This window comes from Faecalibacterium prausnitzii (assembly GCF_019967995.1).
Classification (GTDB): domain Bacteria; phylum Bacillota; class Clostridia; order Oscillospirales; family Ruminococcaceae; genus Faecalibacterium; species Faecalibacterium prausnitzii_E.
Genome location: NZ_CP065377.1, coordinates 1,265,583 through 1,290,898 on the forward strand (window position 1 = coordinate 1,265,583; position 25,316 = coordinate 1,290,898).

Genomic DNA, 25,316 nt, shown 5'->3' on the forward strand with positions numbered 1-25,316 from the left:
TGCCGTCCTCCCCACCGAAGCCCAGCAAATCGAAAAAATCGACCGAGCGGAGAGCGAAAAAACGCCCTCCGCTTTTGTCTTGTCGCAGGCTGAAATTAAAAACGAACTGCGTAAGCACGGTTCGGGATTTACGGGCGGCAAGCAGCGCATTATGGCGCTGTACCAGACCCAGCCTGACCGCAAACTCCGTGCCAAAGCACTGGCAAAGGAGTACGGCATTGGTGGGCACTCCCACGATTTTCTGGACGGGAGCCGGGGTTTTGTGAACCACGACTGGAAGGGACTGGAATTTGACCATTACCCTGACCACCAGAAAATCACCCTGAAATGGGCGCAGGTGGAAAAGTATATCGACCTGATGATCCAGTCCGACCGCTACCTGACCGACAAGGAAAAGGAACACTACGCACCGCTTGCGCTGGTCAGCGCAAAGCCGGACGCCACCCTGACCCGTGCAAAGAACCTGCTCCGGGAGTTTTGTCAGGAGGAGTACGACTCCGAGCCGGACTTTTCCGACCTGTCCAAGATCGGTATTGCCTACACCCACGCCACCGATGAGGATATTCCCATTCAAGTTAATGTGGATTTGGTGGGATACCGGGTGGAACGGTATCTGGGTGAAGTGCTGATCGACGAGCGGCAGTACGAAAGTCTGGAAGATCTGACCGAGACCGAGTTGGAGGCTCTGGACTTTTCGGAATTGATCAGCGTCACGGACGAGGAACTGGAGCACTACCACAGCAAGGCGAAGGAATACCCGGCACTGCTGCCGCTGGGCACTACCATCCACATGGAGGGACGAGCCTTCCGAGTGGATAGCGTCAATTTCGATAAGGACAGTGTGTCCCTGCAGGATGTGGCATTGGCAGAAATGCGGATGCCTGTTTTCCGGCAGGAACCGCTGGCGGTGGTGCGAAGCCTGTACGAACAGGAACAGACCGAACCGGAACTTTCCGACGAGGAACTAGGCGAACTGCCCATCTCTACGGTGATTGACGGCGAGGTGCAGACCTTCCCGGATGCCGCTGCCTTAGATGAAGCCCTGAACGCTGTGCCTGCCGGGAACTTCCGCATCACGGACGACCGTTTAGGCGAAGGCGGCGCAAAGCAGAAATATGCCCGGAACATTGAAGCCATCCGCACCTTGTTCAAGCTGGAACAGGAGCATCGTGGTGCCACCGCCGAGGAGCAGCAGGTGCTTTCGCAATATGTGGGCTGGGGCGGTCTGGCGGATGCCTTTGACCCCAGCAAAGATAGTTGGGCAAAAGAGTACGCCGAATTGAAAGGGCTGCTTTCCGAGGATGAGTACGCTGCTGCCCGTTCCAGCACCCTGAATGCCCACTACACCAGCCCCACCGTCATCCGTGGCATCTACGATGCCGTGGAGCGCATGGGTTTCCGCAGTGGTAACATTCTGGAACCGTCCATGGGTGTAGGCAACTTCTTTGGAATGCTGCCGGATAGCATGGCGGACAGTCGCCTATATGGTGTGGAACTGGACAGCATCACCGGGCGCATTGCGAAAAAACTGTACCCGCAGGCTGACATTACCGTAGCCGGTTTTGAGACCACCGACAGGCGTGACTTTTATGATCTAGCCGTGGGCAACGTACCTTTTGGTCAGTATAAAGTCAACGACAAGGCGTACAACAAGCTGGGATTTTCTATCCACAACTACTTTTTCGCCAAAGCCATCGACCAAGTGCGTCCGGGCGGCGTGGTGGCGTTTGTTACCAGTCGTTACACGCTGGACAGTAAAGATTCTTCTGCCCGCAAGCACATGGCAGAACGAGCCGATTTGCTGGGGGCCATTCGTCTGCCCAACAACGCTTTCCGCGCCAACGCTGGCACGGATGTTGTCAGCGATATTATCTTTTTGCAGAAGCGTGACCGCCCTGCGGACATCGAACTTGCATGGGTGCAGTTGGGCAAGACCGAGGACGGCTTTGCCATCAACCAGTATTTTGTGGACCACCCGGAGATGGTTCTGGGCGTACTCTCCACCGAAAGCACCCAGTATGGACGAGAGGAACTGACGGTTGCGCCCCTTGAGGGCATCAGCCTTGCCGACCAGCTTGCAGAAGCGGTACAGCATATTGAGGGGCAATACACCGAAGTTGAGGTAGAAACACCAGATATTGCGGATGCCGAAAATGAGAAGCACATTCTCCCGGCTGACCCGGAGGTCAAAAACTTCTCCTATACCGTAGTGGACGGCGAAGTTTTCTACCGGGAAAATTCCGTGATGACGCAGGTAGAACTGTCCGACACCGCCAAGGGGCGCGTCACCGGCATGGTGGAGCTGCGGCAGATCGTCAACGAACTGATTCAGCAACAGTTGGAGGATTACCCCGATGCCGACATCAAGGCAACGCAGGAGCGTTTGAACACCGCCTATGATGCCTTTACCGCAAAGTACGGTCTGCTGAACGACCGCAAAAATGGGCGGCTGTTTGAGCAGGATTCCTCCTACTATCTGCTCTGTTCGCTGGAAAATCTGGACGAGCAGGGACAGCTCAAGAGCAAGGCTGCGATGTTCACCAAGCGCACCATTCGCCCGGAGCGTACCGTTACCAGTGTGGATACCCCCAGCGAAGCGTTGGCGGTATCTATTGGTGAGCATGGCAAAGTGGATTTGCCCTATATGGCAGAACTGCTGGGCACTCCCGGTGAGTACGGGCGCATTACCACCGAACTTTCCGGTGTGATCTTCAAAGACCCTGCCGCCGACCCCACCGACCCGGAAGCGGGCTGGCAGATGGCAGACGAGTACCTGTCTGGCGATGTCCGGGCAAAGCTGCGGATGGCGCAGTTTGCGGCAGAGATCAACCCGGAGTTTGCCGTCAATGTGGATGCGCTGACCAAAGCGCAGCCCAGAGAACTGGAAGCCTCCGAAATTGATGTGCGCTTGGGTGCAACGTGGCTGGACCCGGATATTATCCAGAAGTTTATGACCGAGACCTTCCAAATTCCCTACTATCTGCGCCACGCGGTCAAGGTGAGATATTCTCCGTATACCGCCGAGTGGCGTGTAGAGGGCAAGACCGCCACCGGGCGGAGTGACATTATTTCCTCCGAGACCTACGGCACCAGCCGTGCCAATGCCTATAAGATTCTGGAAGAGACCCTGAATCTGAAGGATGTCCGCATCTATGACACCATCGAGGATGCCGAGGGCAAGCCCAAGCGTGTGCTGAACAAGCGGGAGACCATGCTGGCGCAGCAGAAACAGCAGGTCATCAAAGATGCTTTTGCCAACTGGGTCTGGCAAGACCCCCAGCGGCGCATTGCGCTGGTGAAACAGTATAACGAGTTGTTCAACTCTACCCGCCCCCGTGAGTATGACGGAAGCCACATCAAATTCGTGGGCATGAACCCGGAGATCACCCTCCGGGAGCACCAGCGCAACGCCATCGCTCATGTGCTTTATGGCGGTAATACGTTGCTTGCGCACGAAGTGGGTGCAGGCAAGACCTACGAAATGGCGGCATCTGCTATGGAAGCAAAACGCCTTGGTTTGTGCCAGAAAAGCCTTTTTGTCGTGCCCAACCATTTGACAGAGCAGTGGGCTTCGGAGTTTCTGAACCTCTACCCCAATGCCAAGCTGTTGGTGGCACGGCGCAAGGACTTTGAGACCGCCAACCGCAAAAAATTCTGCGCCCGCATCGCCACCGGGGACTACGATGCCGTCATCATCGGGCACAGCCAGTTTGAGCGCATTCCGCTGTCCTTTGAGCGGCAAGAGCGTATCATTCAGGAGCAAATTTATGAAACGCTTGCCGCCATCAACGAGCTGAAAGTCCACGCAGGCGAGAATTTCTCCATCAAGCAGATGGAAAAGACCCGGAAAACGCTGGAAGCCAAGCTGGAAAAACTGCGCTCCGATGAACGCAAGGACGATGTGATTACCTTTGAACAACTGGGCGTTGACAGGCTCTTTGTGGACGAAAGTCATTTTTACAAGAACCTCTTTTTGACCACAAAAATGCGAAATGTCGCAGGATTATCCACCAGCGAAGCCCAGAAGTCCAGCGATATGTTCGGCAAGTGCCGCTATCTGGATGAGATCACCGGCGGGCGGGGCGTGGTGTTCGCCACGGGTACGCCCGTGAGCAATTCCATGACCGAGCTGTACACGGTCATGCGGTATTTGCAGTACAGCACCTTGCAGCAGAAAAAGCTGACCCACTTCGACTGTTGGGCATCCACCTTTGGTGAGACCACCACCGCCATTGAGCTTGCCCCGGAAGGTACAGGGTACCGTGCCCGCACCCGGTTCGCCAAGTTTTTCAATCTGCCGGAGCTGATGTCCATGTTCAAGGAGGTTGCGGACATTAAAACCAGTGACCAGCTTCACCTGCCTGTGCCGGAGGCAAAGTTTGAGACCGTGGTGGCAAAGCCGTCCGACCTCCAAAAGGAAATGGTGCAGGAGTTGAGCAAACGTGCTGCGGAAATTCACTCCGGCAATGTGGATGCGTCTGTGGACAATATGCTCTGCGTCACCAACGATGGGCGCAAGATTGGTCTGGACGTTCGCCTGATGAATCCCATGCTCCCGGACGACCCCAACAGCAAACTCAACGTCTGTGTGCAGAACGTGCTGAAGATCTGGGAGGAGGGCAAAGACCAGAAGCTGACCCAACTTTTGTTCTGCGACCTCTCCACCCCGAAAAACGATGGCAATTTCAACGTCTACGATGATATTCGCAAAAAGTTAGTCGCCGCCGGTGTGCCGGAAAATGAGATCGAGTTTATCCACAACGCCGACACCGAAGCAAAAAAGGCGGCACTGTTCTCGAAAGTGCGCTCCGGCGATGTGCGGGTTTTGCTCGGAAGTACGGCAAAAATGGGAGCAGGCACCAACGTGCAATCCCGGCTTGTGGCGGTGCATCACTTGGACGTTGGCTGGAAGCCCAGCGACATGACTCAGCGCAATGGTCGCATCATCCGGCAGGGCAATATGAATAAGGAAGTCAAGGTGTTCAATTACGTCACGGAAGGGACATTTGATGCCTATTTGTGGCAGACCCTTGAGAATAAACAGCGATTTATCAGTCAAATCATGACTTCCAAATCCCCGGTGCGCTCCTGCGAGGATGTGGACGAGCAGGCACTTTCTTATGCAGAGATCAAGGCACTGTGTGCCGGAAATCCGCTCATCAAGGAGAAGATGGACTTGGATGTGCAGGTGGCAAAGCTGAAGGTGCTGAAAGCCGACCACCAGAGCCAGAAATTCCGCTTGCAGGACAAATTGCTGACCAAGTTCCCGGCTGACATTCAGGAAACGAACGCCCACATTGCCGGGTTGAAAGCCGATGCACAGCTTGCCGCCGCCCATCCGCAGGGCAAGGAGGAGTTTTGCGGCATGGTCATCAAGGGCGTTGCCTACGACGAGAAAAAGACCGCCGGTGAACGTTTGGTGCTTGCCTGTTCCGAACTGCCCAACGCCGAGGAAAAAGTCATCGGCAGCTACCGGGGCTTTGAGCTTTCTCTGCGGTTCGATGCTTTCCGCACGGAGTATCAGGCACTTTTGAAGGGGCAGCGAAAGTACACTGTGCCTTTGGGCACCGACCCACTGGGCAACATTATCCGGCTGGATAATTCGTTGAACAGCTTCCCGGAGCGCATCACCGCCGCCGAGAACGAGCTGACCACCCTGCATCAGCAGCAGGCGGCAGCGCAGATCGAGGTGGAAAAGCCCTTCCCTCAAGAGGAAGAGCTGGCAGAAAAGTCCGCACGGCTTGCAGAACTGAACGCCCAGTTGGATGTGGACGAAAAGAGCCACGAGCCGGAACAGGAGGAAGAACAGGAGGATGCACCTCGCCGCCCCTCGGTGCTGGCGGCACTGGAGGAAAAATCGGATAAGCCGGAGCCGGTGAAGCCCTTCAAAAGCTATCTGGACAAGGATGGTGATGCCCGGTGAAAGAAAAGCGGGACGAGATCATCATCCTGAGAACCACAAAAACCGAGAAGAACCGCATTTATGAAAAGATGCTGGGCATGGGCATCCGCAGCCTGAGCGCCTATATCCGCAAGATGGCACTGGATGGCTACTGCCTGAACCTTGACCTGCCGCAACTGCGGCGCATGGCATATCTTTTGCAGATGTGTAGCAACAACCTGAACCAGTACGCCAAAGCCGCCAATGAAAATGGTCGGGTCTACGCCGCCGACATGGAGGACCTGCGGCAGCGGCTGGATGAACTGATCGACATTGGTCGGCAGATTCTTTCCCGGCTGGCTGAACTCTAAAATTTTCTCCGCAGTTGGAGGACTGCGGGGCTACATAAGGGGGCGACATCCTTGCAATGCAGTGGCTGCCACCTTTATAATAGGGGTGAAAGAAAGGCAGGTGCTGGATATGAGGTTCGTTTTTAAGATAATCGTTTTTCCGTTTTGGCTGATTACTGCTTTCCTTGCGCTGATGCTGAAATGGACGCTGAACCTGTCAGCGTTTGTGCTGGCTCTGCCCATGCTGTATATTTTCGGCTGCGGTCTTTATACGCTGTACTGCCGGGAGTGGCTGCAGTTTTTGATCTTGCTGGTGGCAGAGTTTGGATGCTTCCTGCTCATCACCGCCGGAACAGTCATTGTAGAAGCCGTGGAATGGTTCAGTGGCTGGGTTGCAGAATTATAAAATCTTTATGCCGCCATTGTGCGGCATTTTCTTTTTGCCGGGAGGTGGTAGAATTGGCTGCAACACGTTTGATTGCACTGCACAAAAACAAGGGCAAGTCGGTTGCGGCCTGCTTGAAAAGCCGCACGGACTATGCGCAGAATCCTGACAAAACGAACAAGGGAGAGTTGGTCAGCAGCTATGAGTGCAGCCCATTGACCGCAGACGAAGAATTTATGCTCTCCAAACGCCAGTATGAGTTGATGACTGGGCGCAGACAAAAAAATGATGTGATTGCTTATCAGATTCGACAGTCCTTCAAGCCCGGTGAGATCACCGCCGAGGAAGCTAATAAGGTGGGCTATGAACTGGCCATGCGGTTTACAAAAGGCAAGTATGCGTTTATTGTCGCAACGCATACTGACCGGGAACACATTCACAATCATATTATTTACAACTCCACTGCGCTAGACAGCACCCGGAAATTCCGTGATTTTCTATTGTCCGGGCTGGCTGTGCAACGGTTGAGCGATTTGATTTGTCTGGAACATCAACTGTCTGTCATTGAAATCAAGCCGTACCGAGAGCGACAGGAGCGCACCCTTTATCCACCCAGAGAAAGTAATCGAGATAAGTTGTGTGCCGTAATTGACAACATTCTGCTGAACGAGAAACCTGCAAGTTTCGAGGGCTTCCTTCAAAAGCTGGAACAGCAGGGCTACGAAATCAAACGGGGAAAGTACACTTCGGTCAAAGGAACACGGCAGAAACGCTTTATCCGTTTTCGGACACTGGGCGCAGGATACAGTGAAGATGAAATCAAGGCGGTCATTGCCGGAGAAGCCGAACACCGCCCGCATCAGAAGCAGCCACCGAAAGAGCAGCCGTTCCACCTGTTGGTGGACATTCAGGCAAAGCTCTCCGAGGGCAAAAGCGAAGGCTATGCACGGTGGGCGAAACGCTACAATTTGAAAGAGATGTCCAAGACCCTGATTTTTTTGCAGGAAAATAAAATCGGCAGCATCGAAGAAATGCAGGAGCGTGTGGATGCCGCTACTGCTCACTATCACGAACTGGGCGATTCCATTAAAGCCTCTGAGAAGCGGTTGGCAGAAATTGCAGTGCTGAAAGCACACATCATCAACTATGCCAAGACGCGACCAGTCTATGATGCCTACCTCAAGACCGGATACAGCAAGCTCTTTCTGGAAACGCACCGCACGGAGATCACGCTGCACAAGGCAGCGAAGGCAGCATTTGATGAATCCAATTTGAGAACGCTTCCCAAGGTCAAAGAGTTAGACGCGGAATATTCCAACCTGCTGACAGAAAAGAAAGCACGCTACCCGGACTATCGAAAAGCGAAAGAAGAAATGCAGGAGCTTCTTCGTGCAAAGAGAAATGTAGAACTGTTCTTTGCAGAGGAAAAGAGCAGCGCAGAAAAAACGAAGTCCCGATAAATGAAGATAGCCTAGGATTCTTCCCTCGTGGAAGAGCCCTAGGCTATCTTTTTTGTTATAAAAGTGTTTAGAACAAACGCGCAGCCTGCATCAGCACGATGCAGAACAAATGGGGTTTGGGCACAGCCCAACAAGCATTTTGCAACGCAAAATAGCATTTGTATAGACGAATGCCCTGCTTGCCTACAACAATGCGTCCTTTTTGTCCGCAGTTTGAAATTTTTAGATTGGAGAAAAACGCCATGCTAACCTTGGAATGGATCGGTAAAAATAAAGTCGTGAACCATCATCAGGAAGTTCCCTTCCGGGTGCTGGAGCGGCAATACAGTTTTGATGAGCAGGGGCAGCACACCGAGAACAACGACAGTGAAAACACGATCATCCACGGCGATAATCTTGAAGCACTGAAAGCCCTATTGCCGCAGTATGAGGGCAAGGTGAAGTGCATCTATATCGTTATCTTAACCCCCATTCTAATGAGTATCCTAAGTTCAGAGAATGCAGTAAGATTAAACTTTATAATTCATATTATGTTTCTTGCATTATTCGAGATGAGGAACTATAATGTACTTTGTGGAGGTGCGAAATGGACTATATGACATTGAAAGAGGCCGCCGAGAAGTGGGGCGTGACACCTCGTAGAGTAAATTACTATTGCGCTGCTGGGCGTATCCCCGGCGCTGTAAAGATGGCTGGTGTTTGGCTGATCCCAAAGAACGCAGAAAAGCCGATTGACGGAAGGACAAAACAAGGGAAGGGGTTGCACCATGAATAAAATCCTGATTATAGATGATGACAGAGAACTGTGCGCTTTGATTAAACGTAGCGTACAAGCAGAAAACATAGAAGCTGATTTTTGTAATACCGGAAAAGAGGGCTTACAAAAATTAAGAGAGCAGGAGTATCAGCTCGTGGTGCTGGATGTGATGATGCCTGGTATGGATGGCTTTGAAACGCTGGAAGAAATCCGCAAAGAGAACAGTCTGCCGATTTTGATGTTCACATCTAAAAATGACAGCATTTCTAAAGTACGGGGCTTACGGGCCGGAGCGGACGATTATCTTACAAAACCGTTTGATATGGATGAACTGATTGCCCGTATTGCGTCTCTTATTCGCCGCTACACTCGCTTTAATCAGCAAGCTGGAGCCATACAAAAGCTAAATTTTGACGGATTGCAGATTGACCTTGAAAATCGTTCTGTTACTACATCAAACGGTACTTTTGAACTGCCCCCAAAGGAATTTGATTTGCTCCTGTACTGTGCAAAACATCAAGGGAAAATTTTGACCAAACAGCAGATTTATGAGGAAGTATGGGGCGAAGAATATTTCTATGATGACAGTAACATTATGGCGATTATCAGCCGACTGCGTAAAAAATTAGAAGTCAATCCTTCAAGCCCAAAGTATATACAAACGGTCAAAGGGATTGGCTACCGGTTTAATAAGGAGGTGTAGTCAGCATGGAAATTATCGTATTCTTGTCCATTGTGATTGCTGTTGTGGCTGTATTGACTTCCATCGTTCTCGTTCGGCGTGTAAAAAAACAAATAGCAGAAATGACCGATGTGCTGGTTGATGTGAAAAACGGAAATGGCAACCGGCGTATTCTATCTGCAACAAATGAACTGACAGCACCTCTTGCCTATGAAATCAATGAGATCGTTGTGGCCTATGAAAGCAGACTTTCAACTGTACGGCAGACAGAAGAAACCAACCGCCAGCTTATGACGAGCCTTTCCCATGATGTGCGAACGCCCCTTACTACTCTGATTGGGTATCTTGACGCTGCACACAAAGGACTGGTCACAGGAAAAGACCGGGATGATTATATTGAAACCGCCCGCCGGAAAGCCCATGATCTGAAAGAATATATTGATGTACTCTTTGACTGGTTCAAGTTAAATTCTAACGAGTTTGCTTTGGAGATCCAGAGTGTTGAGGCCGCAGAGCTGACAAGAAATATCCTCATTGACTGGATACCGATTTTTGAGGATAAACAGGTTGAGTATGACATTGATATTCCCGAACATCCTGTCCGGGTAAGATTGGATATGGACAGCTATATGAGGATTGTCAATAATCTCATTCAAAATGTAATCGCTCACAGCCATGCAGACAAAATCAAAATTGCCCTGTCAAAGAAGGAAAATAACATGGAGCTGCTGCTGGCGGATAATGGAGTGGGAATTGAGAAGGAAGATTTGAAACACATTTTTGAACGGCTCTATAAGTGTGACAAAGGACGGTCTGAAAAAGGAAGCGGTCTTGGTCTTTCTATTGTCCATCAGCTTGTAGAAAAGATGGGTGGGAGTATAACAGTTGAAAGTTTGCCGGGAAAAGGAACTGAATTTATGTTGCTTTTTCCTTTGGAGAGTTAAGCGGGTTCCCGTCTTTATGGCGGGAGCCTTTGTCATTTTACTGGATTTCAAATTGCAAGGTTAATGCAAGGTTGCGGCAAGGTTAATGCAAGGTTGGCATGATAGAATACCTTACAGAACAGGAGGTTTTGAATATGGATACAAATTATATCATTGAAACAAAAAATCTGACGAAGCAATACGGCTCACAAAAGAGTGTGGCTGACTTAAATATCCATGTGAAGTTTGGGAGAATTTACGGTCTGCTGGGCAGAAACGGAGCCGGAAAAACCACTACCATGAAAATGCTGTTGGGCTTAACGAAGCCGACTTCCGGGGAGGTCAAAATCTGGGGAAAGTCTTTGCAAGGGAACGAAAAGAAACTGTTGCCCCGTATCGGAAGCCTGATTGAGTCCCCCGGTTTTTATCCCAATCTGACCGGCACAGAGAACCTGCGTATCTTTGCTACTCTGCGGGGCGTACCAAACAATCATGCTATCAAAGATGCTCTGGATCTGGTAGGACTGCCCTACAAAGATAAAAAGCTCTTTTCACAGTATTCTCTTGGTATGAAGCAGCGGCTTGCCATCGCCCTTGCCGTTATGCACGATCCGGAGCTTTTGATTTTGGATGAGCCGATCAACGGCCTCGATCCCATCGGTATTGCAGAAGTACGCTCCTTTATTCGGGAGCTTTGCGACGCAAGAGGAAAAACTATTTTGATTTCCAGTCACATTCTTTCGGAGATTTCTTTGCTGGCTGACGATATTGGAATTATCGACCACGGCGCGTTGCTGGAAGAAGAAAGCCTTGCTGAGCTGGAGCAAAAAAGCAGTAAGCATATCCGTTTTACGCTCTCTGATACTGCACAGGCAGCAAGAATTTTGGAACGCAATTTCCATGAAAACCATTTTTCCATACAGGACGACCACAATCTGCGTCTACACAATATGGAGCTACCCGTGGAGAAAATTGTAACTGCTTTTGTAGAAAACGGATTGGAGGTATCAGAAGCACATACCTGTGAAGAAAGTCTTGAAGATTACTTCAAGCGTGTGACAGGGGGCGAAGGAATTGCTTAAACTAATCAAATGCGAATTTTTGAAATTGAAACGGAAGAAATTTATTCCGCTGATTATTTTGGCTGCGTTCCTGTTTCCAATCCCGCTGACTTATCTGATGACAACGCCCTCTATGATGGAGCGATATACGGATCGGGCAGATGCTTTCGATGGACTATTTAACATGGTGTTGGGATATGGTATCCAGTTTTTACTGCCCTGCATTATCGGAGTGATTGCCGCTATTCTGTTTTTTATGGAACGCGACAACGATACATTCAAAAATCTGCGTACAATTCCCGTAACCAGCACGCAAATGGTACTTGCAAAGATTATTGTCCTGTTTATCTTTGGAATTGTTTTTTGCGTAGCTTCTACCATTGCAACAATTCTTTGCGGAATTGGAACATTAGAAGTTTATGGAATTGGTTATAAGCTGTTTTTGGCGGTTGAAACGGGGATCTTCATTACGGCAGGAACACTCCCGTTGATTGTCCTTGTTGTCTTTTTCAGTAAGACCTATGTTTTTTCCATTTTGTTGTGTGTCTTTTACAGCGTTCTGAACATGAGTGCTACGGCATTGTTTGACACACTGCCTAAAACTATGTTATGGCTTCTGCCCACGCCACTGACTACATTTTGGAGTGCGGGAGATATGGCGGCTCATGGAATAAAAATGGACTTGGAGCAAATGACAGGGCTAATTCCCTCAACATTTCAAGTTGTATTCATTCTTGGGATTATGGCATTCGTTTCGTTCTTACTGATTGACAGATTATATAAGCAGAGGGGGGAATAAACATGGTTCGCATTGTAAAAACAGAATTTTATAAATTGAAAAGGTATCATATCCTTTGGGCGGGCGTTGCACTCATGCTCCTATCCGTCCTGCTGACCTTGTTTACCTCTATGGCGAATGATGGTTCCGTTTGGGATTTTGCCTATCTTACAGAACAGGTCATCAAAAACAATATGTCCATGATTTTTCCGATGTGTATCAGCCTAATTGCTGGATATATGATTTCTCGTGAGCAGACGGATGACACATTGAAAAATATTCTGACTGTGCCGATTTCTTTTAAGAAACTGTTGACCGGAAAATTGATTGTGTGCGGCGTATTGTCTATTATTTTCGGGCTGATATGCAGTCTGTTTACAATCATAGCAGAAATGATTGTGGGATTTCCCGGCTTTGAGATTTCCTTAGCTCTAAAAGCAACCTTGCAGATTACTGCGGTTAATTTCTTTTTATATCTTGCGGTTCTGCCGATTATCGCTCTTACTTGTCGGAGGGCAGGCAGCTTTTTAGTCGGTGTAATCATTGCTTTTGTCTATGGATATGGAGGGATGTTTGCCGCAGGAAATATGACATTAGCAAACCTTTATCCGATTACCGCAAGTCTTGGAATGGTAGGCTACCGTAGCTATGATACCGCAGTCAACTGGAATATCGGAACCTGTTCTTGCAGTCTTGCGCTTGCTGTCGTTATTTCTGCCATCTTGATTTTGTGCATGAAAGAACGAGAAGCAACCCAAACAAAGAAAAAGGCCAAAAAGGTAGCTCCAAAGAAAGGCTGGTGATGATTTTATGAAGAAAATAGTTTTAGCATTGGCATTTGTCCTTTTGGGAAGTTTTATGCTTTCTGACTGTTCAAAAGATGAAATTCTCGATCATTATAATAATATCGTTCAGTCGGCTGGAGCCATAGAGCTTACAGGAAAGTCATCTTTGGAAGGAACAAAAGAAAAAGGAATCGATGATTATACGGGAACTTATACGGCTGATTATGAGGATTTTTCAGATACAGAGTATTTGTTCGGAGGAACTTCCATAAAAAGAGAAGCCGGTAAGGAACTGTCTATTGACTGCACTTTGGAGGTTACGGAAGGTACTGCAAAAGTATTTTGGATTTCTGGATCTGATAAAGCAGTCACTTTGATTGAAACAACCGGAACTTATAGTGACACAATTACACTTCCTGATGGTGGAAATTATATCGGAATTGAATGCGAGAGTTTCACAGGAAGCATTGAATTAAATATTGAATAACATTCTGCCGGACGACGGCAAAAGAAAAAAAGCCGTCGTATGGCGGAAAACAATATTCCCTACAAGGTGCGGGCGGCACTGCTTCTGGTGCCGCTGAATACACCAATGCCTACCGGAGCAGTGACTCGATCCTTGTGGTACATTGCAGTTCGTTCCGGGGACGTCCACCGGGTGCAGCACTATCTTCGCACAGAAAGGGATACCTAAGATGGAGCAGTTATCGGCACGTCTGCTGTTAACGGCTGGCATCCTGCAGCTGATCGCAGGAGTGATTTTTGCCATTCTCCAAGTATGGCTCTATACCGACCTTCTCTGGGCAGGCGCGTTTGGATGCCTGCTGGCGGCTCTGAACTTTTGGGATTCCAAAAACGACGGCGGCTAAAGCATACGGCATCGTAGTACACAGTCAATGCGGAAATACGAGCTACACCCGATTTTCCATATCGAGTGATATAGATTTGGCTTTGGGGGAGGATTGTCTATTGTATGCAAAGAATTGAAGTTGTTGTTCGCATCACGAAGGATCACTGCCCACCGCAAGAGCAGACGATTTTTGAATGGTTCGATTTGATGCGGAATCCCACAGACGTTCTGAGAAGTCCCGGTCTGGAGATCAACTTGGAACACCACCGTGTTTTCAAACACGGAACGGAGGTGTATATGAGCCGTTATGAATACGGTGTTTTGAGTTTGATGGCACAGCATCCGGGCAAACTGTTTACAAAGGAGCAGATTTTTGAAGCAGTTTGGCATAAGGATAGCGATAGCTATTTGAGAGCCGTCACCAGCACAATCGGTCGAATCCGCCAGAAAATAGAGGATGACAAAGATCACCCCCGTTATATTAAAACGGTTTCCAACATTGGATATCAATTTGTCCCATCATCGGAATTGGTGCAATCGAATCGCAATCTGTAATAAAAGCCATACCGTGAGATCCCAGCAGGATCTTTCGGTATGGCTTTTGCGTTTTCTACGCTGTACGAAATCGGCATCCTTGCATAGATGACCATGAATATTCTAAAATAGAGATGACTTAATTCAGGAGGTCAGACCATGCGAACATTTGAAGAAGTATTGACCCACTTCCATAGCTTTTTAGAGTCTGCGACCTATTTGGACGTTGTTCCATGCCGCTGGGGATATGTAAGGCTTTTTAATGAGGGCGACCCTATCAATTTCAATGCAATTCTTTGCCGTACACCACAAGAACTATATACGGCATTGGAAAATGATTTGGAAACAGAGATTCAGGTCAGCTTGGAAATCGACTGAATTGGTATAAAATTGGTTTGCTTTTGGGTTCGTTTTGGTATAGTGACTTTGAAAAATGTGCTATACTGTACCACAAGCAAAACATTTTCAGGGATTTTCAATCTTACTGTAAAACTCTGTCAGATGCTTTGCCAGTGTGCGGGTCGAGTCCATTAAGGTTTCCCGCACTGCTTCTGGACAGGAAAGATAGATTAGATTGAACTCTTTTAATTCTATTTCCGTCTTGTCCATCCCCGGAGTGATCAGCGCATCAAGCGAAATCGGCAGAACACGAGCAATCGCCAAAAGAATTTCGTAAGACGGATTCATGCTGCCTTTTTCAATGTTGGCGATATGCTTCGTTGAAACATGGCAGCGTTCAGCAAGCTGTTCTTGGGTTAAACCTGCCAGCTTGCGCTCCTTGCGAACCTTTTCTCCAAGTACTTTCAAGTCAGAATTCGGCATCATCGTTCACCTCAATAGTATTGTATCGTTCTGGTGAATGACGCGGTATAACCTTGTATTTCCTGTGAGCAGGAAGTATAATGCCGATTTTTGCGTTTCCCGGTCGAGTTATAAAAAAACGGTAACTCGTCCGGGCGATTCTACGCGCCATCCGATCACAGTTGCCGTTTGTGGAGGTAACTGTGATTTTTTATTGGGGTAACGCATCAAAAAAAGCCTGTCTGCTGCCGTAGACCAGAATGCCAACAAACCGGCACAATCGTTCTGCTCTACCATCCACAATCGTGCTGATATGCTATATTGCGCCAGCTTCCCGCTATGGGAGGCTGGCGTTTTTGCGCTTTTGGAGCCAAAGTGCCGCAGTCCGCCAGTTTTCCTTGTCCGAATGACCACTTTACAAGAAGATAACTGGAGGATTATTGATAATGAAATCGACCTATTTGCTTCCGTGGTTCAAGATGACCACATGGTACTTCCGAATGTCTCGATTGCTGGAAGTTTCCAGCGTCAAAAAGCGCACCAAAAATCATAGTGCTGATGCCGACCGTATTTTCATGTTGGTGAAAAATCATGTGCTGGCCGTATCCGGCATGGGAGATGAAGCTCCGCCCACTCCCGGCGGAAGAAACGGAGGGAGTGATGTATTATGATCCTGCTGCAACGGGTGAACGAATCCAAAACCTCCGCAAAGACCGTGAAGTGACACAGGAGCAGCTCGCCATTGATTTGAACATCAGTGACCGCTACATGAGAAATCTGGAAAAGGGTGAGAAAGTTCCGTCTGTTGACCTCTTTGTGGAACTGCGGGAACGCTTTGGCTCCTCGCTGGACTACATCGTTTTGGGTGTGTCGGCATCCCAGCGGGAGCAGGAGTTGCAAGATCAACTGCATATGCTCCGCAAAGAGCTGAAAGAGATGCAGCGGCGGATTCTGGTCATGCTGGAAATGCTGGGCGAATCTGCTTAGCGTCACTTTACTGCTCTGAACCGGAACGATTGGTTCCGGTCAAAATCGCAAAACCGGAACTACTGGTTCCTAACGAGAATTTCAGTTTTCAAGTACACTATGGTCACAGCAAGGGCAGCTCCCTGATAGGGGCCGACAAGCCCGAAACTGTACCGTGTACCTTGAAAATTGAAGAAGCAGCTTTTCGGCACTTCCAGACAATGATACTTCCGTAATTCGCGGCCCGGTCAGAAAGCAGACGGGGTGGCTGAGATGCCAATGGAGCGGTGCAAATCCGCCGCCGAAAAGTTCCCACCTCCGGGGTGTCGAGGACAAATAGGAGAAAAACAGTATTTTTCAAACCACCAGTTGAGGATTTCTCGGCTGGTGGTTTTACATTTTCCATCAAAATACCGATATGGAGGAAATCTATATGAGTCGATTTCATAACAAAAGCGTAGATGAAGCCAATCTGACCACCCTCTGCCCGATTTGTCTGGATTCCTTTCGGGGGGCAAAGGGCGTTCGTGTCCGGCGCGCAGACCCTAAGCAGAAGATCAAGGATGTCTGCACCTACTGCCAGATTCGCTATGGTTTCGATTATTATGTACAGCCCGACAAGAACGCTGGGCAGTATATGAAGCGAGGCCATTTCGATGATGAATCTGAATGCGCTTAAAATCGACCCGGAGTTTCAGGGCAAGATTCCACCCCTGAACTTTGAAGAAGAACAACAGCTTGAGCAGAACATTCTCCATGAGGGACGGCTGCTGAATCCCATTATCATCTGGAATGGCTTTATTTTGGACGGACACACTCGCTACCGCATTCTGCGGAAGCATCCGTTCATTGCTTTCCAGATACAGGAAATTGAGCTGGATAACCGCTACGCAGCTCTCTCATGGATCTGCCAGAACCAGCTTGGACGCAGAAATCTTGACCCGGAGCGGAAGAAGTTCCTGATGGGCAAGCTGTATGAATCCGAAAAGCTGGCACGGGGCGGCTCCAAAGAGCGGGCACACGATGAGAACGGACGGTTCACCTCAATGGTTCAAAATGATCCATTGAGGGCAAAGCAGCTCTCCACCTGTGAGCGCATTGCCGCACAAAACGGCGTTGGGGCGGCTACCGTAAAGCGAGCAGAAAAATATGCCAAAGGCGTGGACGCAGCGGAAGATGCAGTCCCCGGTGCAAGAGAGGAAATCCTGACCGGGCGCATCAAGGCAACGGACGCAGAAATCACCGCCTTGGCAAAAATGCCAAAAGCAGAAATTCCTGCTGCTCTTGCAGAATTGCGGAAGCCAAAGCAGGAACGTCAGCCCCGAAAAGCGGAAACAACTTCTTCAAAACAAACGCTTTCTGAAATCAGCAAAACCATCCAAAGGCATCAACGCCAGCTTACCGAAGAAGAAAAGACTTTTCTGCAAGCATCCATTGACAATCGTTATCAGGAACGAGCCGTTGCAAACGGCTCCCTGATGATGTGCGAGGTGCAGGGTGCCAAAGAGGACTTCATTCGCCGCTGGAATACGATTTTCAAAGAATACCCGGATGTTTTTGAAGATTCGGACTGCCGCAAGATCATTCACGACTTGACCGAAGATGCTGTGCAGTATCTTCTGAAAATAAAGGAGAAAACGCTATGATGCTTTCTAACCTGAACCTTTCCAGTCTGCCGGAGTGCAACTTCGAGGTGCGGTACGTTGACAGCGTTCTGCTGAACCCCTGCGCCGAATATCAGCGGCTGCTCCGCATGGGCAAGGTTGCACGAATCGCAGCAAACTTTTCGGAGTACATCGCCAATGAGCCGAAGGTCAGCTACCGGGATGGCCGCTACTTCGTCTTTGATGGTCAGAACACCATTGAGGCACGGAAAACGTGCAACGGTGGGCGTGACCTCCCGATTCGCTGCAAGGTATTCTACGGCCTTTCTAAAGAGCATGAAGCTCTGCTGTTTGCTGTGCAGACAGGCATTTCCAGCGAACTGACCGCTGGTGAACAGCTTCGTGCCAAACTGGTGGCACACGAAGAAAACGCCTGCGATTTTGTTTCGGTAACGGAGGACACAGGTGTCCGCTTTGCACTGGATGGGATTCGTGCCCCGTGGAAAATCTACTGCATCCGCTCGGCTTACTACATCTACAAGAGTTACGGCGCTGCCCTTTACCGGGAAATGCTGAGTATCCTTGTGGATGCGTGGGATGGAGATTCGGATTCGTTCCTGTCTGGCATCCTGCACGGCATGGCTCGTTTTCTGGCTCTGTATCAGGGCGAATACAGCCGGGAGCGGCTGGTTGGCCGGCTGCGCACGGTGCATCCCAAGACCATCACCCGGCTGGCACAGAACGGCACTGGCAACGTGGCGGACCGCCACATGAAAAAGATCCTGTCCATTTACAACGGTGCTGGTCGTGCCCACAGTCTGCCTTGCAAGCGGTGATGAGCATGATCCCAGTCAACCGAAAATTTTTGCGCGGTGATATTTACTACGCCAATCTGGAGCCGCACCTTGGCTCCGAGCAGGGCGGTATCCGCCCTGTTGTCGTGGTGCAGAACAACACCGCAAACTGCTATTCGCCCAACCTCATTGTTGCGCCTGTCACATCCAATACTGCAAAGAAGCCCGATCACCAAGCCCACGTTCTTGTGGACGGTAATCGGGCTTTTTTGCAGCCCTCTATGATCTTGGCAGAATCTGTCCAGACCATCAGCAAGGGACGGCTGATCCGCCCGATGGGGCGGTTGAGCATCCCGGAACTCATTCGGCTCAATTATGCGCTGCTGTATCAGCTCGATCTGAACGAATGGGTATGGAGAAAGGAGGCCTATGAACGCTATCTGCGATACCACCGCTAAATCTGAAACACTTTCCGTCAAAGGCTGCAAAGTCAAGATCACTTATGCGTCTGCGGATACGGACTGTCTGGATGCGATCCAGAAGCTGCTGCAAACCACCATCCTGCGCACGGCAGGGCACACCGCTGCCTGACATCCTTGTGTTCCTTGAATGCGTGAGATAAGATAAAATCGAACTGAACCTTGAAAACAAAATATGGACGAAACACGTTTGATTTTTCCTTTCTCACTCAAAGAAAGAGAGATTGAAATGAAAAAACGTGTCTATACCTTATACCGTGTTTCGACAAAGGGACAGGTCGAGAAAGACGACATCCCCATGCAGAAAGAAGCCTGCCGCAACTTTGCAGAAAGTCAGGGCTGGGAGATCGTCAAGGAATTTTCCGAAAAAGGCGTTTCCGGCTTCAAAAAATCTGCCAAAGAGCGTGACGAACTCCAGAAAATTCAACAGGCTGCGATGGAAGGCAAGTTTGACATCCTGCTGGTGTTCATGTTTGACCGTCTCGGTCGCCGTGACGATGAAACGCCCTTTATCGTGGAATGGTTCACGAAGCAGGGCATCGAAGTCTGGAGCGTGAACGAAGGACAGCAGCGATTTGACACCCATGTGGACAAGCTGATGAACTACATCCGCTACTGGCAGGCATCCGGCGAGAGCCTGAAAACCTCTGTCCGTACCCGGACAAGGCTGGAACAGCTCACCGGGGAAGGCCACTATACAGGCGGCACCGTGGCTTTTGGCTACAAGCGTGTCCGCCTTGGTCGGGTGAACAAGAAGAATCAGGAAGTCTGCGACCTTGTGGTTGACGAAGCAGAAGCTGAGATCGTCCGGCTGATTTTCCACAAGTACGTTTACGAGGGCTACGGCGCACAGAAGCTGAGCCACTATCTTTATGAACAGGGAGTCGTAGGACGGAACAACAAAAATATCCCCAACACCAGCATCTTCGGATGATCAAGAATAAAGGATACACGGGGTACCTCTTCTACGGTGCGGTGGAGACGGAGTGTCCGCAGCTCCGCATCATCGAACCAGAGCTGTTCGAGCAGGCGCAGGAACTGCGGCAGGCACGCACTTGTGAGCGTGGCGGTACTTCACTGGGCACCAGCTCCAAAGCCCTGTTGACCGGGCTGGTCTACTGTGCCCACTGTGGTAACCGCTTGAGCCTGACCAGCAGCGGACGGACACACACCTACGCCGATGGGCATACGGTGAAAGAAGTCCGGCCGCGGTATAGCTGCTTTTATAAGATTCGGCATCCGGGTGACTGCGATGGGCAGTCCGGCTATGGTGTTTCCAAGCTGGATTCCATCGTGGAAGAAGTTGTCCGGCAGATCTTCGCGCAGTTCCGGGAGGTTTCCCGGAAGAAGCTGCTGGAATCGGTCAAGACCAACGATGCCGCCCGCATCCAGAAGAAAATCAAGAAATTTCAGAAGGACTTGGAAGCCAAACAGAAAGAGCTGGACGACCTGAAAGCCGAAACCATCCTTGTCATCCGGGGCGTAAGTGCCTTGGACAAAGAACTGCTGGGCACACTGGTAGCCGAGGCAAGAGAGGCTTTGGAAACTCTGGAAAAGCAGCTCGTGCAGGCACAGGAAGAATACGAAGAAGCCACCAAAACAGCAAAGCGTAGCAACTACATCTGCAACGAGCTGTTTACATGGGCGGATGTTTACGACACCGCCAACCACGATGAACGCCGCGCCATTTTGCAGCAGTTCATTAAGGAGATTCACGTCCGAAAAGACTATGAGATCTCGATTACGCTGAACGCCAGCTTCAATCAAGTGGAGCAGCTCAAGGCTGTGTCAATCTACGATGGTGCGGAAATTTTTGAAGAAATATCCGAGAAGGGGGCATAAAAGCGATGCGCTTGCCCGCAGCACTCTGCAAAATGCAAAGAAAGAAGCGTGAAACCGATGGATTTTCAAAAAGTACATGGATGACCCCGCCCGGTTCGCATCCGACTTCAGGGTTCGGAGCCCGGCACGGTCTGCCAAAGTTTTTTAAACATAAAAAACGCCGCATCGTACAAAACGATGCGGCAAATTGGTGGACCTAGAGGGATTCGAACCCTTGACCTCTCGGATGCGAACCGAACGCTCTCCCAGCTGAGCTATAGGCCCATATTTAGGGGCGTGACTCGGTTGGGCGACCAACCGACATACTCCCCATTCTAAAGCCCATAACTCTGTGGGGCACAAAAGCGATACGCTTGCACTCCCAGCTGAGCTATAGGCCCATATTGACAAGATGATTTGCGACGCTGTTAGTTTACCTCTTTTTGGAGAGTTTGTCAAGGAGTTTTGTGAGGCGGCGAAGGGAAGCAGATGAAAATGGTTGTAATTTCCGGAAAAGTGCGGTAAGCTGGAAGCAATCCAATCAAAACTGCACGGCCCCGGCGGGCCGTCAAACCGGAAGTGAGGAGAACCAGGATGCTCAAACAAAGTCAGATCGACCTCTGCGGGCGGGTGGATTTTACCCGCGAAGTGCCGCTGCTGGGGCGGGACGAGGCGTTTTCGTTTGCCTGCGCGGGCTGCGGGGATTGCTGCCGGGGGCGGGAGGACATCGTGCTGTCCGGATTCGATCTATGGCGGATCGCGGCGCGGCTGCGGCTGCCGACGCGGACGGTGGCGCGGGCGTTCTGCAAGGCGTCCATCGGGCAGGTGAGCCGTCTGCCGGTGCTGCGGCTGGCCCCGGTGCGGGAGGAGGGGAACAACTGCCCCTTCCTGACCGAAGACCACTGCGCCATCCATGAGGCAGAACCGCTGGTCTGTGCGCTCTACCCGCTGGCGCAGGAGATCACCAGGGAAGGGGAGGTCGGCTACTTTTTGCAGCCCACCCGCTGCGGCGGGCAGGTGTTTGAGGCAAAGGTGGGGGACTATCTGGCCCGGTACGATGTCCAGGCGCGGGAGGCGACGGATGTGCGCTGGGCGCAGACCTGCCTTGCGTTGGAAGACCGGGTGGAGGCGCTGGAAGCGCTCTTTGAGCCGGTCTTCCTCCGGCGGATGCAGCAGAAATTGTGGCAGGCGCTCTATTATCAATATGAGATCACGCAGCCGTTCCTGCCGCAACTGGAGAAAAATCTCGTCTGGCTGGAGGCGGAACTCGAAAAGCTGTCCGCGCTGCAACGGCGAAGGAACGCGCGTTTTGACGAATCCATCGAAAAAATCGAACGATAAAATTACTTCCATCGATAACTTGGGCTGCGGACGGATTGTATTCGGGCAGGAAATGTGATATACTTCACGAGTGTAAAGCGGACGTGAAAAGCCGCTTGAGAAAACGCTTTCCTGCGGCATCCTGTGGCCGCAAAACGGAAATTGAGGGAGTAATCATTATGCGTAAAATCACTCGTCGTTCGTTCCTGTCTGCTGCCGCTGTCTGCGGCGCAGCGGCTGCTCTGACTGCCTGCGGCGCAGCCTCCTCCACGGCTTCGTCTGTGGCTTCCACGGCCGCTTCGGCCGCAGCTGACGGCAAGAGCTATACCATCGGCATCTGCCAGCTGGTCGAGCATGCCGCTCTGGACGCTGCAACGCAGGGCTTTGAAGACGCCCTGACCGAGCAGTTCGGCGACAACGTGAAGTTCGATTTCCAGAATGCACAGAACGACTCCGCGACCTGTGCCACCATCGCCAACGGCTTTGTCTCCGCAAGCGTGGACCTGATCATGGCAAATGCAACGCCCGCCCTGCAGGCTGCACAGGCCGCCACCAACAGCATTCCCATTCTGGGCACCTCCGTCACCGAATACGGCGTGGCACTGGGCCTGACCGACTTTGACGGCACCGTGGGCGGCAATGTCTCCGGTACTTCCGACCTGGCCCCGCTGGACCAGCAGGCGGAGATGATCACCGAGTGGCTGCCCGACGCCAAGAAGGTCGGCCTGCTCTACTGCTCCGCTGAGGCCAACAGCCAGTACCAGGTGGATGAGGTCCAGAAGTATCTGGAGGCTGCCGGTGTCACCGCTACCCAGTATTCCTTCTCCGACTCCAACGACCTGGCTTCCGTCTGCCAGAAGGCTGCGGACGAGAACGATGCCGTCTATGTCCCCACTGACAACACCTGCGCTGCCAACACCGGCATCATCGACGGCATCTGCCGCCCGGCCAAGAAGCCCGTGTTCGCCGGTGAAGAGGGCATCTGCTCCGGCTGCGGCGTGGCCACCCTGTCCATCAGCTACTACGATCTGGGCTACACCACCGGTGAGATGGCTGCCAAGATCCTGACCGGCGAGGCCGACATTTCGGAGATGCCCATCGAGTACACCGATGTGACCAAGAAATACAACAAGACCATCTGCGAGGACCTGGGCCTGACTGCTCCGGAAGGCTACGAGGCCATCGAGGGGTGATCCGCACAGCAGGCGGCAGAGCAAAGGCTCCGCTGCTGCGGAAAACAGGATAAAATACAGCGGAGGAGAGCGGAAAACGTGCTTCTCCGCTTTTCCCGTATGAACGCGGGAACAAAAAAGTGTATCGTTTGGAGGTTTTATTTTGGAACTGCTTGCTAGACTTGCCAACCTGCCCGGTGCGCTGCCCGGCGCCTGTGCGCAGGGCCTCATCTGGGGCATCATGGCCATTGGTGTGTACCTGACCTACCGCATCCTCGATGTCGCAGACCTGACCGTGGACGGCTCCTTCGGCACCGGCGGCGCGGTCTGCGTCATGTGCCTGCTCTCCGGCATGAACGTCTGGGCGGCGCTCTTCGTGGCGCTGCTGGCGGGCCTTGCCACTGGTCTGGTCACCGGCCTGCTCCATACCTTTATGGGCATCCCGGCCATCCTTGCCGGCATCCTGACCCAGCTGGCCCTCTATTCCATCAATCTGAAGATCATGGGCAAGGCCAACCAGTCCATCAATGTGGACAAGTACGACCTGCTCCTCTCGCTGCGCTGGGTCAAGGAATTTGCCCTGCACAACCCCATCGTGATGGTCATCCTCGTCACGGCGGCACTCATCGGGGTGCTGTACTGGTTCTTCGGTACCGAGCTGGGCTGCGGCATCCGTGCCACCGGCTCCAACCCCGCCATGTCCCGCGCACAGGGCATCAACACCAGCTTCAATGTGGTGCTGGGTCTGGCCGTCTCCAATGGTCTGGTCGCACTGTCCGGTGCGCTGCTGAGCCAGTATCAGGGCTTTGCAGATGTCAGCATGGGCCGCGGTGCCATCGTCATCGGTCTGGCTGCTGTCATCATCGGTGAGGCCGTGTTTGGCCGCATCTTCCAGAACTTTGCACTCAAGCTGGTGTCCGTTTCGCTGGGTGCGATCATCTATTACATCGTCATCCAGCTGGTGCTGACCCTCGGCTTTGACGCAAACCTGCTCAAGCTGCTCAGCGCCTCCGTGGTGGCCATCTTCCTGGCGGTGCCTTACTGGAAGAGCCGGTACTTCGCAAAGCCGACTGCAAAAAAGAAGGAGGGTGCGAAAAATGCTTGAAATCCAGAATGTCTCCAAGACCTTCAATGCAGGTACCGTCAATGAGAAAACGGCCCTGAACGGGCTGAACCTGAAGCTGAACGAGGGCGACTTCGTCACCGTCATCGGCGGCAACGGTGCGGGTAAATCCACCATGCTGAACGCGGTGGCTGGTGTCTGGCCCATAGACGAGGGCAAGATTTTGATCGACGGCATCGACGTCACCAAACTGGGCGAGCACCAGCGCGCCGCCTACATCGGCCGCGTCTTTCAGGACCCCATGACCGGCACGGCCGCCACCATGCAGATCGAAGAAAACCTCGCCCTGGCCGCCCGGCGCGGCAAGCGGCGCGGCCTGCGGATCGGCATCACCAAGGCCGAACGGGAGCGCTACCGCGAACTGCTCAAGAGCCTGGACCTGGGCCTGGAAGACCGCCTGACCGCCCGCGTGGGTCTGCTGTCCGGCGGTCAGCGCCAGGCGCTGACCCTGCTGATGGCGACCATGAACAAGCCCAAGCTCCTGCTGCTGGACGAGCACACCGCCGCCCTTGACCCGAAGACGGCGCTCAAGGTGCTGACCCTCTCGGCCAAGATCGTGGAGGAGAACCACCTGACCACCATGATGATCACCCACAATATGAAGGATGCCATTAAGTACGGCAACCGCCTCATCATGATGTACGAGGGCCACATCATCTACGATGTCTCCGGGGAGGAGAAGAAGAATCTGCAAGTCTCCGACCTGCTGGCCAAGTTCCAGATCGCCAGCGGCGGCGAGTTTGCAAACGACCGCATGATCCTGTCCTGATTTGATTCTGAGGAAGGGGCG

Annotated in this window: 28 protein-coding genes, 1 tRNA gene and 1 pseudogene; 28 read left to right on the plus strand and 2 right to left on the minus strand. The window is 51.5% G+C overall.

Going from position 1 to position 25,316, the window contains the following annotated elements:
* The first annotated feature begins 151 nt into the window (after positions 1–151).
* The 15 genes and pseudogenes from I5P96_RS06295 (at position 152) to I5P96_RS06365 (ending at position 14,824) form a co-directional block, all read left to right on the plus strand.
* A complete protein-coding gene (locus I5P96_RS06295) occupies positions 152–5,923 on the plus strand; it encodes a DEAD/DEAH box helicase family protein (RefSeq protein ID WP_411703511.1) in 5,772 nt (1,923 codons plus the stop codon).
* On the plus strand, positions 5,920–6,252 hold the full coding sequence (locus I5P96_RS06300; RefSeq protein ID WP_117930520.1) for a plasmid mobilization protein: 333 nt from the start codon (positions 5,920–5,922) through the stop codon (positions 6,250–6,252). Before I5P96_RS06295 ends, I5P96_RS06300 begins: the two co-directional genes overlap by 4 nt.
* Complete coding sequence (locus I5P96_RS06305; protein ID WP_411703512.1) at positions 6,215–6,637, plus strand: hypothetical protein; 423 nt, start codon at positions 6,215–6,217, stop codon at positions 6,635–6,637. Before I5P96_RS06300 ends, I5P96_RS06305 begins: the two co-directional genes overlap by 38 nt.
* Before the next feature lie 53 nt (positions 6,638–6,690).
* Positions 6,691–8,076 (plus strand): relaxase/mobilization nuclease domain-containing protein, encoded by a 1,386-nt coding sequence (locus I5P96_RS06310; RefSeq protein WP_117930519.1) that lies wholly within the window; start codon positions 6,691–6,693, stop codon positions 8,074–8,076.
* A 242-nt stretch (positions 8,077–8,318) separates the two neighbouring features.
* Positions 8,319–8,531: pseudogene (locus I5P96_RS14285) on the plus strand (site-specific DNA-methyltransferase); the annotation flags it as partial.
* A gap of 131 nt (positions 8,532–8,662) precedes the next feature.
* Complete coding sequence (locus I5P96_RS06320; RefSeq protein WP_002596317.1) at positions 8,663–8,851, plus strand: helix-turn-helix domain-containing protein; 189 nt, start codon at positions 8,663–8,665, stop codon at positions 8,849–8,851.
* On the plus strand, positions 8,844–9,536 hold the full coding sequence (locus tag I5P96_RS06325) for a response regulator transcription factor (protein ID WP_008705950.1): 693 nt from the start codon (positions 8,844–8,846) through the stop codon (positions 9,534–9,536). The genes I5P96_RS06320 and I5P96_RS06325 overlap by 8 nt, the downstream gene beginning before the upstream one ends.
* A 5-nt stretch (positions 9,537–9,541) precedes the next feature.
* Positions 9,542–10,459, plus strand: coding sequence for a sensor histidine kinase (locus I5P96_RS06330; protein ID WP_117930518.1), 918 nt, complete (start codon positions 9,542–9,544; stop codon positions 10,457–10,459).
* 134 nt (positions 10,460–10,593) lie between these two features.
* Complete coding sequence (locus I5P96_RS06335; protein ID WP_117930517.1) at positions 10,594–11,520, plus strand: ABC transporter ATP-binding protein; 927 nt, start codon at positions 10,594–10,596, stop codon at positions 11,518–11,520.
* Positions 11,513–12,298 carry an ABC transporter permease gene (locus I5P96_RS06340; RefSeq protein WP_024738632.1) on the plus strand — a complete coding sequence of 262 codons (786 nt, stop codon included), beginning with the start codon at positions 11,513–11,515 and terminating at the stop codon, positions 12,296–12,298. Before I5P96_RS06335 ends, I5P96_RS06340 begins: the two co-directional genes overlap by 8 nt.
* A gap of 2 nt (positions 12,299–12,300) precedes the next feature.
* Positions 12,301–13,080 carry an ABC transporter permease gene (locus tag I5P96_RS06345; protein ID WP_055186327.1) on the plus strand — a complete coding sequence of 260 codons (780 nt, stop codon included), beginning with the start codon at positions 12,301–12,303 and terminating at the stop codon, positions 13,078–13,080.
* A 7-nt stretch (positions 13,081–13,087) separates the two neighbouring features.
* Positions 13,088–13,549, plus strand: coding sequence for a hypothetical protein (locus tag I5P96_RS06350; protein WP_055186328.1), 462 nt, complete (start codon positions 13,088–13,090; stop codon positions 13,547–13,549).
* A 208-nt stretch (positions 13,550–13,757) separates the two neighbouring features.
* On the plus strand, positions 13,758–13,931 hold the full coding sequence (locus I5P96_RS06355; protein ID WP_223383592.1) for a hypothetical protein: 174 nt from the start codon (positions 13,758–13,760) through the stop codon (positions 13,929–13,931).
* Positions 13,932–14,035: 104 nt separating this feature from the next.
* On the plus strand, positions 14,036–14,467 hold the full coding sequence (locus I5P96_RS06360) for a winged helix-turn-helix domain-containing protein (RefSeq protein WP_223383593.1): 432 nt from the start codon (positions 14,036–14,038) through the stop codon (positions 14,465–14,467).
* Positions 14,468–14,605: 138 nt separating this feature from the next.
* Positions 14,606–14,824 (plus strand): hypothetical protein, encoded by a 219-nt coding sequence (locus I5P96_RS06365; protein WP_117930408.1) that lies wholly within the window; start codon positions 14,606–14,608, stop codon positions 14,822–14,824.
* Between the two features lie 87 nt (positions 14,825–14,911).
* On the opposite strand, the gene I5P96_RS06370 is transcribed toward I5P96_RS06365, so the two are convergent.
* On the minus strand, positions 14,912–15,271 hold the full coding sequence (locus tag I5P96_RS06370) for a helix-turn-helix domain-containing protein (protein ID WP_394803416.1): 360 nt from the start codon (positions 15,269–15,271) through the stop codon (positions 14,912–14,914).
* 422 nt (positions 15,272–15,693) lie between these two features.
* Between I5P96_RS06370 and I5P96_RS06375 the strand changes: the two genes are divergently transcribed.
* The 9 genes from I5P96_RS06375 (at position 15,694) to I5P96_RS06415 (ending at position 20,932) form a co-directional block, all read left to right on the plus strand.
* Positions 15,694–15,918, plus strand: a complete 225-nt coding sequence (locus I5P96_RS06375) for a hypothetical protein (RefSeq protein ID WP_223383594.1) — start codon at positions 15,694–15,696, stop codon at positions 15,916–15,918.
* Positions 15,908–16,234 (plus strand): helix-turn-helix domain-containing protein, encoded by a 327-nt coding sequence (locus tag I5P96_RS06380; RefSeq protein WP_223383595.1) that lies wholly within the window; start codon positions 15,908–15,910, stop codon positions 16,232–16,234. The genes I5P96_RS06375 and I5P96_RS06380 overlap by 11 nt, the downstream gene beginning before the upstream one ends.
* Before the next feature lie 412 nt (positions 16,235–16,646).
* Positions 16,647–16,892, plus strand: coding sequence for a hypothetical protein (locus I5P96_RS06385; protein ID WP_223383596.1), 246 nt, complete (start codon positions 16,647–16,649; stop codon positions 16,890–16,892).
* Positions 16,870–17,859 carry a hypothetical protein gene (locus I5P96_RS06390; RefSeq protein ID WP_223383597.1) on the plus strand — a complete coding sequence of 330 codons (990 nt, stop codon included), beginning with the start codon at positions 16,870–16,872 and terminating at the stop codon, positions 17,857–17,859. The genes I5P96_RS06385 and I5P96_RS06390 overlap by 23 nt, the downstream gene beginning before the upstream one ends.
* On the plus strand, positions 17,856–18,653 hold the full coding sequence (locus I5P96_RS06395; protein WP_223383598.1) for a DUF6551 family protein: 798 nt from the start codon (positions 17,856–17,858) through the stop codon (positions 18,651–18,653). Before I5P96_RS06390 ends, I5P96_RS06395 begins: the two co-directional genes overlap by 4 nt.
* A 5-nt stretch (positions 18,654–18,658) precedes the next feature.
* A complete protein-coding gene (locus I5P96_RS06400; RefSeq protein WP_097783512.1) occupies positions 18,659–19,069 on the plus strand; it encodes a type II toxin-antitoxin system PemK/MazF family toxin in 411 nt (136 codons plus the stop codon).
* A complete protein-coding gene (locus tag I5P96_RS06405) occupies positions 19,041–19,202 on the plus strand; it encodes a hypothetical protein (RefSeq protein WP_154244677.1) in 162 nt (53 codons plus the stop codon). Before I5P96_RS06400 ends, I5P96_RS06405 begins: the two co-directional genes overlap by 29 nt.
* A 117-nt stretch (positions 19,203–19,319) precedes the next feature.
* Entirely contained in the window at positions 19,320–20,024 is a 705-nt protein-coding gene (locus tag I5P96_RS06410; RefSeq protein WP_223383599.1) for a recombinase family protein, read from the plus strand.
* The gene (locus I5P96_RS06415) at positions 20,021–20,932 is read left to right on the plus strand and encodes a zinc ribbon domain-containing protein (protein ID WP_223383600.1); all 912 of its coding nucleotides are present in this window, start codon (positions 20,021–20,023) and stop codon (positions 20,930–20,932) included. The genes I5P96_RS06410 and I5P96_RS06415 overlap by 4 nt, the downstream gene beginning before the upstream one ends.
* 188 nt (positions 20,933–21,120) lie before the next feature.
* On the opposite strand, the gene I5P96_RS06420 is transcribed toward I5P96_RS06415, so the two are convergent.
* A tRNA-Ala gene (locus I5P96_RS06420) sits at positions 21,121–21,196 on the minus strand.
* A 309-nt stretch (positions 21,197–21,505) separates the two neighbouring features.
* Between I5P96_RS06420 and I5P96_RS06425 the strand changes: the two genes are divergently transcribed.
* The 4 genes from I5P96_RS06425 (at position 21,506) to I5P96_RS06440 (ending at position 25,295) form a co-directional block, all read left to right on the plus strand.
* Positions 21,506–22,252, plus strand: a complete 747-nt coding sequence (locus tag I5P96_RS06425; protein ID WP_223383601.1) for a YkgJ family cysteine cluster protein — start codon at positions 21,506–21,508, stop codon at positions 22,250–22,252.
* 158 nt (positions 22,253–22,410) lie between these two features.
* Entirely contained in the window at positions 22,411–23,424 is a 1,014-nt protein-coding gene (locus I5P96_RS06430) for an ABC transporter substrate-binding protein (RefSeq protein WP_223383602.1), read from the plus strand.
* A gap of 142 nt (positions 23,425–23,566) precedes the next feature.
* Positions 23,567–24,508 (plus strand): ABC transporter permease, encoded by a 942-nt coding sequence (locus I5P96_RS06435; RefSeq protein WP_223383603.1) that lies wholly within the window; start codon positions 23,567–23,569, stop codon positions 24,506–24,508.
* Positions 24,501–25,295 (plus strand): ABC transporter ATP-binding protein, encoded by a 795-nt coding sequence (locus tag I5P96_RS06440; protein ID WP_223383604.1) that lies wholly within the window; start codon positions 24,501–24,503, stop codon positions 25,293–25,295. The genes I5P96_RS06435 and I5P96_RS06440 overlap by 8 nt, the downstream gene beginning before the upstream one ends.
* Positions 25,296–25,316: the final 21 nt, after the last annotated feature.